This window comes from Thiomicrorhabdus sp., assembly GCF_963662555.1.
In the GTDB taxonomy this organism is placed as follows: domain Bacteria; phylum Pseudomonadota; class Gammaproteobacteria; order Thiomicrospirales; family Thiomicrospiraceae; genus Thiomicrorhabdus.
Map to the genome: position 1 here is coordinate 1,546,574 of NZ_OY759719.1, position 15,132 is coordinate 1,561,705.

A 15,132-nucleotide genomic window follows, 5' to 3' on the forward strand; every position below is an offset into this window, starting at 1 on the left:
TTAAGGTGATGTTATATTTATAAATTACCAGGCCTGGTAAACCTAAAATAAACCCGCCTAGCTATCGGTTAAGTGGGTTTTTTGTTGTTTGTATTTAAGATTTTATTATTGCTGTCGTGCAAGGTTTATTGTGCTGATTTTAGGGTATGATACTTTACATCATATTGTGTTTTAGTGCGTATTCGTTAAAACCGTTAGTTATTGAAGGATGAGAATGTCTGAGAAAATGGGGTCTGAAAAAACAAGAACTATTGGCCTTTTGGGTGCGATATCTATTGGTATTGGCGGTATGGTTGGCGGCGGAATATTTGCCGTTTTAGGTGAAGCCGTGTCACTTGCTCATGGCGCAACGGCAATGGCATTTTTATTTGCAGGTGTAGTCGCTTTATTTACCTCTTATTCATACGCCAAATTATCGGTTAAGTATCAAAGTCAGGGCGGAACAGTTACTTTTATAGACAAGGCCTTTAATCATAATCTGTTATCGGGTTCAATCAATTTGCTGCTATGGCTCAGTTATTTGGTAACAATTGCTTTGTATGCGGTGGCTTTTTCTTCTTATGCACAAACCTTTTTTAAAGGCGATTCTGGCCTTTGGCTAAATCATCAATGGCTAAACCATCTTTTTATTAGTTTGGCTATTCTTTTGCCCTTTGCAATTAACTTAATCAGTGCCTCTATTGTGGGTAAATCTGAAACTATTATTGTGGTGATTAAAGTTGTTTTATTGATTATTGTGATTGCTGCTAGTGCCTCGTTTGTTGATGTTGAACGTTTATCGTATCAACATTGGGGTAGCTCGCTGTCAATTGTGATTGCGGGTATGGTCATTTTTGTAGCCTATGAAGGCTTTGAGTTAATTGCTAACGCTTCTGAGGACATAAAAAACCCAAAAGTTAATTTGCCTAGAGCATTTTATGGATCCGTTATTTTAGTGGTTATTTTGTATGTATTGATTGCGTTAATTACAGTAGGAACTGTGCCAGAAAGTGAGATTTTATCTGCTAAAGATTATGCTTTAGCGGTGGCTGCTAAACCTGCATTAGGTACGGTAGGTTTTATTGTTGTATCCGTTGCTGCGTTATTAGCCACGTTTTCAGCAATTAACGCCACTATTTACGGCAATTCTCGCTTAGCTTATATTATTGCGATTGAGGGTGAACTGCCAAAGGTTATGGATTCTGAAAAAAGAAATATTCCATTTATGGGCGTTATTCTTACTTCAGTTTTGAGTTTTCTAATTGCCAACTCGATTAGTCTAAGAGAAATTTCTATTATTGGCAGTGCCAGTTTTCTGTTGGTGTTTTTTATTGTGAATGTGGCAGCGTATCGTTTAAGGGATGAAATCAATGCTAATAAAGTGGTTATCATATTTGCTAGTTTAGTGAGTTTTGCGGCTTTAATAGCCTTGCTTGTGCATACCTATCAAAATAATCCAAAAGCCATTGTCGTTTTTATCTCGTTTATATTAGTCTCAGTTATGTTTGAGGCCGTGTACGGCAAACTGGTTCGTAAGCACCTGTTTCATAGAGCTTATGATAAAAGTGATAAATCAACAGTCTAGTAAGCCGTTTTTTAGACCTAAATACGATGTTGTAAGAATGAATTAGCATGTATCACCATGTAATTACGACATGATAGGATTTGTAATTTATGACCAATCAAAACCACCAATCACTCAAAGCAGATTTAAAGAAACTTCAATCCGTCTCATATATGAGAGTTAATGCCAAGCCTGCCGTGTTAGATGAACTCCAAGAAAGATTGGAATCCATTGAACAAGCTGCAATTTTAAAGCAACAAGGCGGTGTAGAAGTGCATGTTGGATCAGATGTACTGCCCACTTCATTCAATCTTAAACGTATTAATGACGAACTGGTGTGTGATAACTTTGTGGTAGAAGGGTCATCTAATGGCACCATTGCTCATAATATTTTTAATGAATTTCAAATAACAGAGATTGAGTTTGAAAGCTTGGTTGCTGGCCCTGGCATGTTTGAAAAAGGGATGGTGTTTTATGTGAAAAATACCCAGCAAGATGTATTTGATTTGGAGCTAGAGAGCGATTATAAGTTTAAATTTGTGAACCCAGATTTAGTATTACAAAGTTAAATAACGTTTCGTAAAACAAAGCTTTATTCTGCTTTGTGATGTCAGAGTTTCTTCAAAGTTAAAAAATACCAGGCCTGGTAACCTATTATTAATAAAGTGTTATTAATTAAGTGTTTATTATCAAATTGCTTATTTGATTTATTAAATATTTATTTATTTCATACTTGATTTTTAAACGTAACTTGGAGGATTTTGTAATGAATTATCAACGTCATGGATTATCGGTTGGAATCACTAGAGTAGAAGATAAATTTTTCCTAACATTAAAAGTTCAAGGCAAGCTGACACACAATGATTACGAGCACATTACACCAATGATTGACTCTGCGCTTGCTGAAGTTAACCAACCAAAAGTGAATGCCTTAATTGATGGAACGGAATTAGAAGGTTGGGAACCACGTGCGGCCTGGGACGATTTTAAGTTGGGCCTTAAGCATGGAAGCGAGTTTGAGAAGATTGCTATTTATGGAAATAAAAAATGGCAAGAGTTCGTCGCAAAAATAGGGGGATGGTTCATTGCGGGTGAAGTGCAATTTTTTGATAATGTTGATGACGCGATTGCTTGGCTTAAAGAATGATTTTTAAAGTAGTAGGTTGAGAGTTAATGACTTATCGTTAATAACATCGCTAATGACATCGTTAATGATCTATAGTCTTTAACATTTGATTATTGTTTTGTGGCTTTTTTACGCATGGTGAATAAGCATGCTTTTATGGTTTTTTTGAAAAATTAATATTATGATGCATAAACCAAATAGCGATAAAAATATTGAATTAGTCGTTATGAACGTTAATAAATTGAATAGGCTTTTGGTATAAAAAATTATAAAAATAATAATATAAACAATCATATAAGCGAGATTCTTATGAAAAAAATATTCAATACAATTTTTGCAGGCCTGGTCGCTCTACAAATAGCTATGTTTGCTTCTTCTGTACAAGCGGCAGAAGTTAAAGAAATTAAACAAACCCATAATGGCATCACCCTAAATGCCAATTTAATGATGGCAGATGGTAAGACCTTTGCCGACGATATTGTTTTATTAACTCACGGTACGCTTACTCACAAAGATCGTTCAACCTATGCTCAGTTACAAAAAAACTTAGCAGGGCATGGCATTAGTTCTTTAGCTATTAACCTCTCTTTGGGGTTGAGTGATCGCCATGGTGAATACGATTGTGCAGTACCTCATATTCATAAACATACTGATGCTCTAAAAGAGATAGATTTTTGGCTAAATTGGTTGCAAAAACAAGGTGCTAAAAATATCACTTTAATGGGCCATTCTCGTGGTGGTAACCAAACCGCTTGGTATTCCATTGAGCATGACAGCAATGCCTTTAAAAAAGTGGTTTTATTAGCGCCAGCAACAGGTGGGCAACAGGCTGCTGAAGACTATCAAAAAAAATACGGTAAGCCTCTTCAGCCAATTTTAGATAAAGCCAATAAATTGGTTGCAGAAGGTAAGGGCGATACGATGTTAAAGGACATTGATTTTATTTACTGCAAAAAGGCGCAAGTTACTGCGGCAGCATTTGCAGATTATTACAATGTAAAACCACAATTTAACACTATTGGCCTATTAAAAGGGGCTAAAAAAGACACTTTAGTGATTATAGGATCAGCTGATACTGTTGAAGCTGATTTACCCGAGAAAATGAAACAGCTTGCTGATTCTGACAAAGTGCAAACAGTAACGATTGAAGATGCTACACACTTCTTTTTAGATTTTGCTAATGAAGATGTTGCCACAGCGGTTGCAGAATTTATTGAGCAATAACGGCTTGAGTAATAACAGTTTAAGTAATAACAGTTTAAGTAATAACAGTTTAAGTAATAATTGATTGAGTATTCATTTAACAGCTTTTACCAGGCCTGGTAAAAGTACAGATTAAAAAGCTAAATCAATCATATAAAACGTTTAAAAAACCTAAGCCTGCATATTGTTCAATGTATGCAGGCTTTTTTATTGTTGTCTTTTTGTTTATTCATTATCACTCTACTTTTTTGTAAAAGTTACTTCATCTTTTAAATTTAGCGTTGTGCTAATATCAAACTCTCTTTTTTGATTTATACCATTTACCTTGCAAAAGCTACTTTATGGTAGCGATGATTTAAGGTGAATTTAAATCAATAGGTGCATTTATGTTCACTGTATCAAGTGAATAACGCACGTTTCAAAACGTTAAAAGGTAAAGCAATGACAGTAGAAGCAATCGCTTGGCTTATGATTATTACGCCATCGATTATTACCGGCATTATATTGGCCTATTTTGTTAAAGGCCGTTTAGGACTGATTTTATCGGCATTAGTTCCCTGGATAGGGCTTTTGATTGCACTGTTGTGTGAGCACTATTTTTTTGCTTGTCGGGTTGATGGGATTGTTATGTGGCCTATTGCTCAACTTTTTGGGGGCACCATCGCCGCTATCGCTGGTATTGTCGGTTACCAAGTAGCCAAAGATGTTTTTTGCAAAAAACAAGCTTAACTGGCTTTAACAAAGTGTCTTTAACAAACCTCGGTTATCACTATTTTTAAAACTTCTCTTATCATCCTAAATATTCTAAACTGATTTTTAATATAGAAGCTCAATGGTGTAAATACATTAGGGATAAGCAGTATGAGATTTTTAAAATGGACAGGCCTGGTAAGTTTGATTGTGATGCAATTTGGGTGTACTCAAGTACCTAAAGATGTTGAACCTGTTACAGGGTTTGATTTATCACGTTATTTAGGTAAGTGGTATGAAGTCGCTCGATTAGATCATAGTTTTGAAAAAGGTTTAACCGATGTAACGGCAACCTATTCAATGCGTGATGATGGTGGGGTTAAGGTGCTTAACCAAGGAGTGGATGCCAAAACAGGTAAAGCAAATGAAGCAATAGGAAAAGCTTATTTTGTAGATAAAGATACCGTTGGCAGGCTTAAGGTTTCATTTTTTGGGCCTTTTTATGGTGGCTATAATATCGCTAAATTAGCAGATGATTACAGCATGGCTTTAATTATTGGGCCAACCAAAGATTATGCCTGGATCTTAGCCAGATCAAACACGCCGAATGCCAGTCAATGTAAAGCTTTTTATGATAAAGCCCAACAACTCGGAATTAAAAAAGACCAATGGATTAGAATAATAGATTGTGATTTACCCGCAAATCTAAAATAAATTAAGTCTCTTTATTTTAAAAAGAATCATGCAAAGCTTTCTAATCATAGTTTGCACTTAATAAATTATAATCAATAGGATAAACATTAATGAATCAAAAAGGTCTTAAGCCCATAGCAGTAATTGAGGCATCAAAAGGCTTACTTGCATTGGTTGTTAGTTTAGGTATTCATCAATTAGCTGGTGATAATATTCAGCAAATTGCAGAAAACCTATTAACCCATTTACACCTTAATCCCGCCAGTCATTACCCCAGTGTTTTGTTACATATCATTGATAATCTAAAAGACGTTAATTTGATGTTGGTTTCGCTTGGAGCCTTAGTGTATGCGTTAATTCGATTTGTTGAAGCTTATGGTCTTTGGCATAAATATCGATGGACAGAATGGTTTGCTTTAATTAGCGGGGGGATTTACTTACCCTTTGAAATTTATGAATTGATTACTGATACCAACCTATTAAGCTTTTCTGCTTTATTGATTAACTCAATTATTGTGCTGTATATGTATGCAATATTAAAAAGCCAACATTCTAAGCGGGCTATTATTAAAACGCCTAATTAAACAGACAATTAACAGATAATTAAACAGACAATTAACAGATAATTAAAAATAATCTAATATTGAAGTTGTGATGATTTGTTACCGCTTTATAATCAAATGCTCAAAACAAAATGTTATCTATCTTATTCAATAAGGTAACTTCAAAAGAGTAAAGAACATGTCAAATACCCAAGATTTACAAAACCTTAACGTTATTAATGAAATGTTAAGCATGCAAAATACCCTAAACGAGATGACCAACGGCATGGATTGGCGAAGTGGTGTTACTCAATTAGGCAAAACGATTAACTGGCGTCGTTGCATAGTCATGGAAACCGCAGAGCTTATTGATAGCTACCCTTGGAAACACTGGAAAGCAGTGGATGCCGAAATCGATATTGAAAATGTGCGAGTTGAGTTAGTCGATATTTGGCATTTTTTATTAAGTTTAGCACTTGAGCACGTTGAGGTGGATGAAGCCGCTGATTTATTAAGCGATGCCTTAAAAAACCATAAACTTGATGATTCAAATGAGCTAACGGTAATTCAACAAATAGAAAAACATGAAGCGATGATGTTGCTTGCGTTAAAGCAAGATGCAGTCACGGCTGAATATTTATCGCAGTTAACTCAAGCCTTTTTCGACTCTTGCGAAGTTGCACAGCTTAGTTTTGAGCAGATGTACCAAATCTATATGGCCAAAAATGTTCTAAATAAATTTAGACAAGACCATGGCTATAAAGAGGGAACCTATATTAAAGAGTGGAATGGAAAAGAAGACAATGTAGTCATGTTTGAAGTGATTGAACAAATGCAATCTTTCTCAGGTGATGAGCTTTATATGAGCTTAAAAAAGACCTATAGCCAATTATTGTAAGTAAATATTTTTTTATGTTGAGATGCTATTAAGGCGGATAAACTAAATTCATTAAAGAGCTTGGGCTTTTATGACCTGAATGTATCATGATTAAAAATGATGCTCAAAGAAGTGCTTAATTCTGCCTCATATCGAATTTATTTGTTCTTTTTGGTGCAAGTTATTAGTTATTAACAAGGTATATTTACTTATTTTTTATTAACCCATTGAAAAATAAGGGCTATTATTTTTTGGATTAAATTTTTCTTAACATGGTTAGGTTAAGTGGAGTGTAGACGCTCTTAAAGTTTGGATAAATTTCCAGGCTTTAAGGGCGTTTTTTTTTGGCTGGTGCAAAAAGTATCACTCAATCTACCTATTAAAACCTATTGAATTTAAGCCGATTTGTGCACAGGGGTCTTATCTGGTTTAAACATTTTTACAAAGTTAAGAGGATTGGAGTATGTCTTATTTAGAACCAAATGAGTTTGCAACCAAGATGGTAGATTCGGGAGAATCTAAGATTTTTATGTCAACCAAAGATACCTTAATTCGTGCCATTATGGCGGGGGCTATTTTAGGTTTAGCAGCAATGTTCGCTATTACAGTAGCATTTAAAACAGGTAGTCCACTGGTAGGAGCTTTACTGTTTCCTGTCGGTTTTATTATGTTGTACCTAATGAAGTTTGACCTGCTGACAGGGGTCTTTATGTTGGTACCTTTAGCCATTCTGGACAAAAGACCAGGAGCCACCATGAGCGGTTTATTTCGAAACTGGGGATTAGTCTTTATTGGTAACCTCATGGGGGCCTTAACCGTGGCGTTTATGATGTCTTTTATTTTAACCTACGGTTTCAGCGTTGACCCAGGTGCTTTAGCTAAAAAAGTATCGAGCATTGGTGAAGCTAGAACATTAGGTTACCAGTCACAAGGCGTAAGCGGATGGTTTACCGTGTTTATTCGAGGCATGTTGTGTAACTGGATGGTTTCAATGGGGGTTGTTGGAGCGATGATTTCTACTTCAGCTACAGGGAAAGTGATTGCGATGTGGATGCCAGTTATGCTGTTCTTTTTCATGGGGTTCGAACACTCAATCGTTAACATGTTCTTATTCCCATTTTCAATGATTATGGGTGGTGACTTTACGGTTATGGATTACCTGCTATGGAATGAATTACCAACTGCTCTTGGAAATCTTGTTGGTGGCTTCCTTTTTGTTGGCCTGCCTATATATTACACTCACGTTAAAACAAGTCCTGATCGTGCAATGTAAATATTTATAACACCTTATTGCAAAAATGGGGTGAACAATTTGGTTGCAATGACCAAACTATTGCAAATGTGAAAAGTCTCTGTGCTGCATCTAGTTCAGAGACTTTTTATTTTGGAGGATAGATGGCAAAAAATTTACAAGTAAGCCTTGGACAATGTTCCGATAAGGGGCGAAAACCTATAAATCAAGACTTTTATGGGGCTAACCTTGTTGAAGGGTTTGCCCTTGATTCTAAAGGGATTACGGTGGCTTTGGCTGATGGTATAAGTAGTAGTCAAGTAAGCCAAATTGCCAGTGAGACAGCCGTAAAAAGCTTTATAGAAGACTATTACTGTACCTCCGATTCTTGGAGTGTGAAAACATCGGCAAAAAAAGTTCTACTTGCCACAAATTCCTGGTTACATGCCCAAACTCAAAACAGTCAGTATCGATATAACAAAGACAAAGGGTATGTATGTACCTTTAGTGCCTTAATCATTAAATCAACGATGGCACATCTCGTTCACGTCGGTGATAGTCGTATCTATCATTTACGTGCAAATCACTTAGAACAACTAACAGATGATCACCGTGTTTGGGAATCTAGTGAAAAAAGTTATCTTAGTAGAGCATTAGGAGTAAATAACGAGCTTGAAATAGATTATCAAAGTCTTGTAGTAGAAGAGGGCGATGTATTTATTTTGGCGACAGATGGTATTTATGAATTTATTTCTGACAAAGAGTTGATAGAGCAGATTAACACCCATGCAGAAGATTTGGATTTAGCCGCTAAAAACCTAGTTGAGAAGGCTTATGCAAACTGTAGTGATGATAATCTAAGCATACAGATTGTTAGAGTTGAAAGTTTGCCAGATTATAACGAGCAAGAGGTTTATGAGCAGGTAACGCAATTACCATTTTCGCCTCAGTTGCACGCTAGAATGGTTTTTGATGGTTATGAAATCATAAGGGCGGTATACATCAGTAGCCGAAGCCATGTCTATTTAGCTAAAGATCAGCAAACTCAAACGCAAGTCATTATTAAAACGCCTTCTGCTGAAAATCGAGACAACGCAGCTTATTTAGAGCGTTTTCTTTTAGAAGAATGGATTGCTCGTAGAATTGATAATGAGCATGTTTTAAAAGCCTATTTGCCAAATAGAAAACGTCACTATCTGTATGTTGTGACAGAATTTATTGAAGGGCAAACGCTTGCACAATGGATGATTGATAACCCTAAACCCGACATAGAAACGGTAAGAGGAATTATTGAACAGTTAGCTAAAGGACTTAGGGCTTTTCATCGACAAGAAATGTTGCATCAAGACCTTAGGCCAAACAATATTATGATTGACCAAAACGGCACTGTAAAAATCATTGATTTTGGTTCAACGAGGGTAGCTGGATTAATGGAAATAACTAGTCCTTTTGAGCGAAACGACATACTTGGTACAGCTCAATACACCGCACCAGAATATTTTTTAGGCGAACCAGGAACCGTCAAATCCGATCAATTTTCTTTAGGCGTAATTGCTTACCAAATGCTTTCAGGTAAATTGCCTTACGGCACAAAAGTGGTGAATGCCAGAACTAAGACGGCACAGCAAAAATTGCGTTATCAAACGGTGTTAGATGATGAACGAGCGATTCCTGCTTGGGTGGATTTTGCAATTAAAAAAGCGGTGCATCCTAATCCATTTAAACGATATTCAGAAATTTCTGAGTTTATTTATGAGCTGCGTCATCCTAGCAGCACCTTTCTAAATCAAGCTCGTCCACCTATTATGGAACGAGATCCAGTTATGTTTTGGAAAAGTATCTCACTGCTTTTATTTGCAGTAGTGGTTTATTTATTAATAAATAAATAGCATATCGTCATCACCAGGCCTGTAAAAATAGAACAATTTAGAATTTACCAGGCCTGGTAAATTTATATTGACGTATTGTAATTAAATCTAATTCAATTGTAATTAAGTGAATTTAATATAACTATAACCGTGTTGTTGTAAATCAATTATGCGGGTATAGGCATCAAACACCATTTTTACGCCAGGCAAAATATCTTTTGCGGTCCAGTGATGAGCCTTCATGGTGACATGGCACAACTCAACACTTACCCCGTAATCTTGCAGCTCTTTAACCACTTTAGCATTTGGGTTTACATCAAACGGGTTGCCGGTATAGTTTTGGTAGGCTTCATCATTTAGTAACCAATAGCCTGCATCGCCATGTACTACAACACTTATGGTGACATCTTTGGGTGATATACCTTGATTTTTGTAAGCCTCAATTAATCCTCTAACATAATAAAGACCTTTACCAATACCTGCGGCTTCAGCGTTTTCATTTATGTCATAGACCACTTTGATGTTTTTAGTTAATTGAGCTTTGATAATTTGCGGCTCAGCAGAAAAGGCGGTGCTTGAAATTAATATCAGTGAACTAGTAATGATGAGTTTCTGTAGAAATTTTGAAATGTTTATCATGATCAACTCCTAAATTTTGAATAATTTAAAGTGAACTGAATAAGCCATTGAGTTGAAAATTGAAATGACTTTGTAGCGAGTAGTTGTTTACGCTTAACTTCATGGTAACTAAGAACTTAGCAGTCTTACAAGCTATTTAGTATTGAGACAGTTTATACACATAGATAAACAGAGCTTAAGAAGTGCAGAGTTCAAGAAGTGACAATAATAAAAGCCATAAAAAAAAGCCAAAGCAATTAATATCGCTTTGGCCTTTAGGTTTTGAGAGTATTCAAATTAGATAAGACCTTTGCATGTATTTCACGCAAAGGTACTTGCTCATAATTCTACATCTAAAACTAAATAAATTCAGTCTTATAGAGATTTTGTGCAGAAATAGAAATCAACACAATCATAGTCATCAGACGCCATACGTGCTTTAGCTTCTTCTGCTGTCGCTGCTGGTGGAACAATCACTTTATCACCAGGCTGCCAAGCCGCTGGAGTCGCCACTTTATGCTCATCAGAAGTTTGCATTGCTTTAACAAGACGTACAAACTCATCCATTGAACGACCATTACTCATTGGGTAGTACATCATGGCACGTAATACACCTTTATCATCAATAATGAAGGTTGCACGTACTGCAGAAGTATCTGCCGCACCTGGGTGAACCATTCCGTATGATGTTGCTACTTTCATGTCTAGGTCAGCAATAATCGGGAATTCGATCTCCATACCCCAGTTTTGTTTAATATTTAGTTCCCAAGCAATGTGAGAGTGGTGAGAGTCAATTGAAAGACCTAAAAGCTCACAGTTCATTGCATCAAATTGAGGTTTACGTTCTTGGAACGCCATAAATTCAGTGGTACAAACTGGCGTAAAGTCAGCTGGGTGAGAGAAAAGGATTAACCACTTACCTTTGTAATCTTCAAGTGTTTTACGGCCGTGAGTTGTAACTGCATCAAATGCTGGTGCCGCTTCGTTCAAACGTGGTAATGAAATGATTTGCTCTTGGTTTTCCATTTAGGTATCTCCTGAATAAAATTAAATATTAATTAGCTGAGTAGGAATCTTGTATCTTAATAAACTTATATGGATATAAGCTCAGCTAATCTTGGGTTCTATATTAACTATTCTGGAATGTTTGGTCTAATTGATTATAAAATTGTTTTTGATAGTTTTTTACTATCGGTCTGCTTATTTAACTAAATGTTAAAAATTAAACCAATTTATAAATTTTTATGGAGATAAAAAAATGCCTTAAAACCGGAGATTAAGGCATATACAAAACGAAGAGAGGAAAATGAGTTCATAGAATAAGTTAAAACGGGTTATAAAGTTTATATATATAAGTAAAACTTAATGAACTAAGTATGACCAAGAAATTGAATGAATAATTTTTTTTATCTACAGTAATAGCGGTTTAAAAAATTATGATTTTTGCCACACTAAAATGCGATTATTTTGAGGCATCTCAATATCATCAATCAGCACCAAACCCGCTTTATTGGCTAACTCATTACACCATTCAAAGTCTTTAATGCCACTTTGAGAATTATTAGATTTTAACCAATCGTTAAACCGGGCGTTGCTCTCACTGGTAAAGTTACCGTGGTAATTAAATGGCCCATAAATAATAACCAGGCCTGTGGAATTTAAAATCGCTGGTAGCTTACTAAAGAAATCAGCCACATTTTCTTTGCTCATAATATGAAAGCTATTGGCACTGAAGATGGCATCATAGGTTTCGGTTGGCCATGTGTCTTCAGAGACATTTAAAGTAATGGGGCGTACAACATTATCTAATTGAGCTTCAAAAATCCAGCGGTCTATGCCTTCATGAGATTGCAATAAATCTGAAGTGTGCCAAATCAGATGAGGCATGTTTTTAGCAAAAAATACAGCGTGCTGGCCGGTACCGCTGGCAATTTCTAATACACTCTTAGAATCTTTTAGCAGAGGTTGAATAGAATCTAAAATAACGTGTTTATTTTCTTCGCTAGATGAAGAGAAGGGTTTAGATTGAATTGTATTTAAGGACATTCTGTTGTTTCCAGTTTCAATGTATTGAGCCGTTTAAGTCATTTAAGCTTTTTAAGCAGGTCAATTTTACCAGGCCTGGTAATTGTAAAGGTTCTTGTTTATAAGGTTTTTGTTTATTAAATAGATAATATCATCATCATTATTATGCATAGTCATTTTGATCATATCGGTGATTTACCTGTGGTATTACAAGTAGAATTGGCTAAAAAAATACAATCAATGTGATTGCCAAACCTTATTGTTTATCAACAAGTTATGGGGTGTTTTGTTTCTGGTACGATTGTAATTTCGTTATTTGTGTTTTTACTCAATGTTAAAGCATTGAAAGCCTGAGGATATTAATAAGTTTAGGCATTAGAAATAAAATTCAAAACCGGGTTTACTGAGCGGTTTTATAAAAAAACCACCTGGTTTGGACTCGGTGGTTTTTTATTTTTAAGTGTGTTTTTTTAGATTATAAGTTCATACGTTTTAAGTTCATATGTTTTAAACTCATACACTATAAGCGTATAAATTCTCAACTCATATAAGGATAGTCGTTATAACCTTCGGCACCATCTGTATAAAAAGTGTCTTGGTCAGGCTGATTCAGTTCCGCACCTGCTTTAATACGCTCTGGTAAATCTGGGTTAGCCAAAAAGCTTACGCCAAAGGCTACGGCTTTAATAGGACCTTTAGCAATGGCAGCTTCAGCTTCATCCGCTGTGTAGCCCATATTACTAATTATGTTGCCTTGGTAATGTTGTTCACATACAGAAAGAATGTCTTCTTTTTGTACGCCAAAAAAGTCACTACGCATAACGTGTAAATAGGCTAAATTGTAAGGATTTAATGTCTTACATAACCACTCTGTTAATGCAATTGGATCATTGTCTCTCATACTGTTAAAACTGTTTACAGGTGAAATTCTTAAACCGACACGATCAGAACCCCAAACGTCAATTATGGCTTGGAGTACTTCTAACAATAAACGGCCACGGTTTTCAATGGGTCCACCATAGCTATCGGTTCTTTGATTACTGCTGGTGCGTAAAAACTGGTCAAGCAGGTAACCATTGGCACCGTGCACTTCAACACCATCAAAGCCTGCCGCTTTGGCATTGATTGCAGCTTGTTTAAAGCCTTCAATAATAGCCGGGATCTCTTCTAAACTCAGCTCTTTAGGCACGGTATAAGGTAGTTTACCTTCAGGAGTATGTACTTCATCTTCAACGGCAATTGCACTTGGTGCAACTGGCGTTTTGCCATTATTCAAAGCAGGGTGACAGGTACGTCCGCCATGCCAGATTTGTAAGAAAATTCGTCCGCCTTTGGCGTGAACTGCATCGGTGACTTTTTTCCAACCATCTATTTGAGCCTGCGAATAAATACCAGGTTCTTTCCAAAATGAGCTACAACCTTCCATCGCCATAGTCGCTTCGGCAATCAGTAGTCCACCACTTGCTCGTTGTGCATAGTGCTCTGCCATTAAATCATTTGGTAGGTGTTCTTCACCAGCTCTACCTCGGGTAAGTGGTGCCATAAAAATACGGTTTGGGCAATCAATAGCACCTAGTTTGATTGGAGTGAAAAGATTTGGATATTGGTTTTGCATAATGTACCTCGGTTTAGAATTTGTTGGGTTTGACTCAGTGGGTAATGTGGTTCATGTGTTATGACTATTGCATGACTTTGTTTTAATACTTAACTGGTAAACCTCATAAATATAGTTTTTAAAAAATATTAACACGCATGATGAGGCTTAACCTTCTTACTTTATGAAAACACTGTTGAGAGATATGCAAATATAGAGACAAACTGTTATTAAAACGTTTAGGGGGTTGATTTACAAATAGTTTAACAACATTCAATATATGAATTAGTATATTACCAGGCCTGGTAAAACGGATGAGTTAAAGGCGTTTATACTTTAGTACAACGCCTTTAAAATCGGCGTTTTTTGGATCGGTCTCATTGGGTTTGTATTGTGAATGTTCAAAACCGAGCTTGACCATGTTTTTACTAAATTGAGCATGTTTACCTCTACCAGGATCGACCAAAATAACTTCACATTCTTGCTCAGAATGTCGTTCAATAAACCCTGAAAGTAAATCAATATGATTGCGCTCATACAGTAGATCTGAACCAATAATCAAATCAAATTTACCTAATCCAAGGTTTTCATCTTTCCAGTCAGTTCGTAAGAAGGGGATGTCATCACCATTATTTAAAGTGGTGTTTTTAGCGAGAAACTTACCCGCTTCAGGGTGATAGTCTGTAGCAGTAATATCGGCATTTCTAGCATTAAGCAATAGGCTGGATAATCCAATACCACAACCCAGTTCTAAAATGCGTTTACCCTGTATTTCAAAATGCTCCATTTTTTGAGCTAGTATTTCACTGGATTCCCAAATTACACCAAATAAAGACCATTGAGCCGAAGAAATTCCTATTGCTTCTGCTTCTCCAAGGGGATCTGAGAACTGTTGTTTGTCTTTTAAACAACGTAAATGGATATCTATATCGTCAAACTCAATGGTTTGATAGCGGATGCGTATTTCTGGCAAAACTTGAACCTTTTATTTAAAGTATTAAAGCAACAAGCCTGTCATTCAAATTGCTAGGGGGCGTTAGTTCTACTATACGCTGATTTACAAAAGATAACTGATATCTGTTTTATTGTGTTTTACATTTTAGCAACACTCATTTAAATGGA

15 protein-coding genes are annotated in these 15,132 nt (G+C 36.0%); 10 read left to right on the top strand and 5 right to left on the bottom strand.

The features are described from left to right. The first annotated feature begins 214 nt into the window (after positions 1 to 214). The 10 genes from ACORJQ_RS06755 to ACORJQ_RS06800 all read left to right on the top strand — a co-directional run bounded on the left by ACORJQ_RS06755 (position 215) and on the right by ACORJQ_RS06800 (position 9,794). Positions 215 to 1,564, top strand: a complete 1,350-nt coding sequence (locus ACORJQ_RS06755; RefSeq protein ID WP_321323088.1) for an APC family permease — start codon at positions 215 to 217, stop codon at positions 1,562 to 1,564. 89 nt (positions 1,565 to 1,653) lie between these two features. Next, a complete protein-coding gene (locus ACORJQ_RS06760; RefSeq protein ID WP_321323090.1) occupies positions 1,654 to 2,112 on the top strand; it encodes a hypothetical protein in 459 nt (152 codons plus the stop codon). 197 nt (positions 2,113 to 2,309) lie between these two features. Continuing rightward, positions 2,310 to 2,690 carry a SpoIIAA family protein gene (locus ACORJQ_RS06765; RefSeq protein WP_321323091.1) on the top strand — a complete coding sequence of 127 codons (381 nt, stop codon included), beginning with the start codon at positions 2,310 to 2,312 and terminating at the stop codon, positions 2,688 to 2,690. A 288-nt stretch (positions 2,691 to 2,978) separates the two neighbouring features. Further along, the gene (locus ACORJQ_RS06770; protein WP_321323093.1) at positions 2,979 to 3,893 is read left to right on the top strand and encodes an alpha/beta hydrolase; all 915 of its coding nucleotides are present in this window, start codon (positions 2,979 to 2,981) and stop codon (positions 3,891 to 3,893) included. A 420-nt stretch (positions 3,894 to 4,313) separates the two neighbouring features. Then, entirely contained in the window at positions 4,314 to 4,601 is a 288-nt protein-coding gene (locus ACORJQ_RS06775; RefSeq protein ID WP_321323095.1) for a hypothetical protein, read from the top strand. A 132-nt stretch (positions 4,602 to 4,733) separates the two neighbouring features. After that, positions 4,734 to 5,276: a lipocalin family protein gene (locus ACORJQ_RS06780; RefSeq protein WP_321323096.1), complete on the top strand. Its 543-nt coding sequence runs from the start codon at positions 4,734 to 4,736 to the stop codon at positions 5,274 to 5,276. An 89-nt stretch (positions 5,277 to 5,365) separates the two neighbouring features. Continuing rightward, entirely contained in the window at positions 5,366 to 5,839 is a 474-nt protein-coding gene (locus ACORJQ_RS06785) for a DUF2127 domain-containing protein (protein ID WP_321323097.1), read from the top strand. Positions 5,840 to 5,996: 157 nt separating this feature from the next. Continuing rightward, entirely contained in the window at positions 5,997 to 6,695 is a 699-nt protein-coding gene (locus ACORJQ_RS06790; RefSeq protein ID WP_321323099.1) for a dUTP diphosphatase, read from the top strand. Positions 6,696 to 7,137: 442 nt separating this feature from the next. Beyond that, on the top strand, positions 7,138 to 7,947 hold the full coding sequence (locus ACORJQ_RS06795; RefSeq protein WP_321323101.1) for a formate/nitrite transporter family protein: 810 nt from the start codon (positions 7,138 to 7,140) through the stop codon (positions 7,945 to 7,947). 122 nt (positions 7,948 to 8,069) lie between these two features. Continuing rightward, positions 8,070 to 9,794, top strand: a complete 1,725-nt coding sequence (locus ACORJQ_RS06800) for a bifunctional protein-serine/threonine kinase/phosphatase (protein WP_321323102.1) — start codon at positions 8,070 to 8,072, stop codon at positions 9,792 to 9,794. 102 nt (positions 9,795 to 9,896) lie between these two features. Here ACORJQ_RS06800 and ACORJQ_RS06805 read toward each other — a convergent pair whose 3' ends face one another. From ACORJQ_RS06805 to ACORJQ_RS06825, 5 genes are all read right to left on the bottom strand, one after another. Beyond that, positions 9,897 to 10,412, bottom strand: a complete 516-nt coding sequence (locus ACORJQ_RS06805) for a DsrE family protein (protein WP_321323103.1) — start codon at positions 10,410 to 10,412, stop codon at positions 9,897 to 9,899. A gap of 354 nt (positions 10,413 to 10,766) precedes the next feature. Continuing rightward, positions 10,767 to 11,417 (bottom strand): peroxiredoxin, encoded by a 651-nt coding sequence (locus ACORJQ_RS06810; RefSeq protein WP_321323104.1) that lies wholly within the window; start codon positions 11,415 to 11,417, stop codon positions 10,767 to 10,769. 408 nt (positions 11,418 to 11,825) lie between these two features. Next, positions 11,826 to 12,437 (bottom strand): DUF938 domain-containing protein, encoded by a 612-nt coding sequence (locus ACORJQ_RS06815; protein ID WP_321323105.1) that lies wholly within the window; start codon positions 12,435 to 12,437, stop codon positions 11,826 to 11,828. Between the two features lie 517 nt (positions 12,438 to 12,954). Continuing rightward, complete coding sequence (locus ACORJQ_RS06820; RefSeq protein ID WP_321323107.1) at positions 12,955 to 14,031, bottom strand: alkene reductase; 1,077 nt, start codon at positions 14,029 to 14,031, stop codon at positions 12,955 to 12,957. A 298-nt stretch (positions 14,032 to 14,329) separates the two neighbouring features. Next, a complete protein-coding gene (locus ACORJQ_RS06825) occupies positions 14,330 to 14,983 on the bottom strand; it encodes a class I SAM-dependent methyltransferase (protein ID WP_321323108.1) in 654 nt (217 codons plus the stop codon). Between the last annotated feature and the right edge of the window lie 149 nt (positions 14,984 to 15,132).

Excerpts from the sequence above, each read along its gene's own strand:
- ACORJQ_RS06765 (WP_321323091.1), top strand. The coding sequence starts at position 2,310 with ATGAATTATCAACGTCATGGATTATCGGTTGGAATCACTAGAGTAGAA.
- ACORJQ_RS06790 (WP_321323099.1), top strand. The coding sequence starts at position 5,997 with ATGTCAAATACCCAAGATTTACAAAACCTTAACGTTATTAATGAAATG.
- ACORJQ_RS06770 (WP_321323093.1), top strand. The coding sequence starts at position 2,979 with ATGAAAAAAATATTCAATACAATTTTTGCAGGCCTGGTCGCTCTACAA.
- ACORJQ_RS06795 (WP_321323101.1), top strand. The coding sequence starts at position 7,138 with ATGTCTTATTTAGAACCAAATGAGTTTGCAACCAAGATGGTAGATTCG.
- ACORJQ_RS06800 (WP_321323102.1), top strand. The coding sequence starts at position 8,070 with ATGGCAAAAAATTTACAAGTAAGCCTTGGACAATGTTCCGATAAGGGG.
- ACORJQ_RS06755 (WP_321323088.1), top strand. The coding sequence starts at position 215 with ATGTCTGAGAAAATGGGGTCTGAAAAAACAAGAACTATTGGCCTTTTG.
- ACORJQ_RS06775 (WP_321323095.1), top strand. The coding sequence starts at position 4,314 with ATGACAGTAGAAGCAATCGCTTGGCTTATGATTATTACGCCATCGATT.
- ACORJQ_RS06780 (WP_321323096.1), top strand. The coding sequence starts at position 4,734 with ATGAGATTTTTAAAATGGACAGGCCTGGTAAGTTTGATTGTGATGCAA.
- ACORJQ_RS06785 (WP_321323097.1), top strand. The coding sequence starts at position 5,366 with ATGAATCAAAAAGGTCTTAAGCCCATAGCAGTAATTGAGGCATCAAAA.
- ACORJQ_RS06810 (WP_321323104.1), bottom strand. The coding sequence starts at position 11,417 with ATGGAAAACCAAGAGCAAATCATTTCATTACCACGTTTGAACGAAGCG.
- ACORJQ_RS06815 (WP_321323105.1), bottom strand. The coding sequence starts at position 12,437 with ATGTCCTTAAATACAATTCAATCTAAACCCTTCTCTTCATCTAGCGAA.
- ACORJQ_RS06760 (WP_321323090.1), top strand. The coding sequence starts at position 1,654 with ATGACCAATCAAAACCACCAATCACTCAAAGCAGATTTAAAGAAACTT.
- ACORJQ_RS06820 (WP_321323107.1), bottom strand. The coding sequence starts at position 14,031 with ATGCAAAACCAATATCCAAATCTTTTCACTCCAATCAAACTAGGTGCT.
- ACORJQ_RS06805 (WP_321323103.1), bottom strand. The coding sequence starts at position 10,412 with ATGATAAACATTTCAAAATTTCTACAGAAACTCATCATTACTAGTTCA.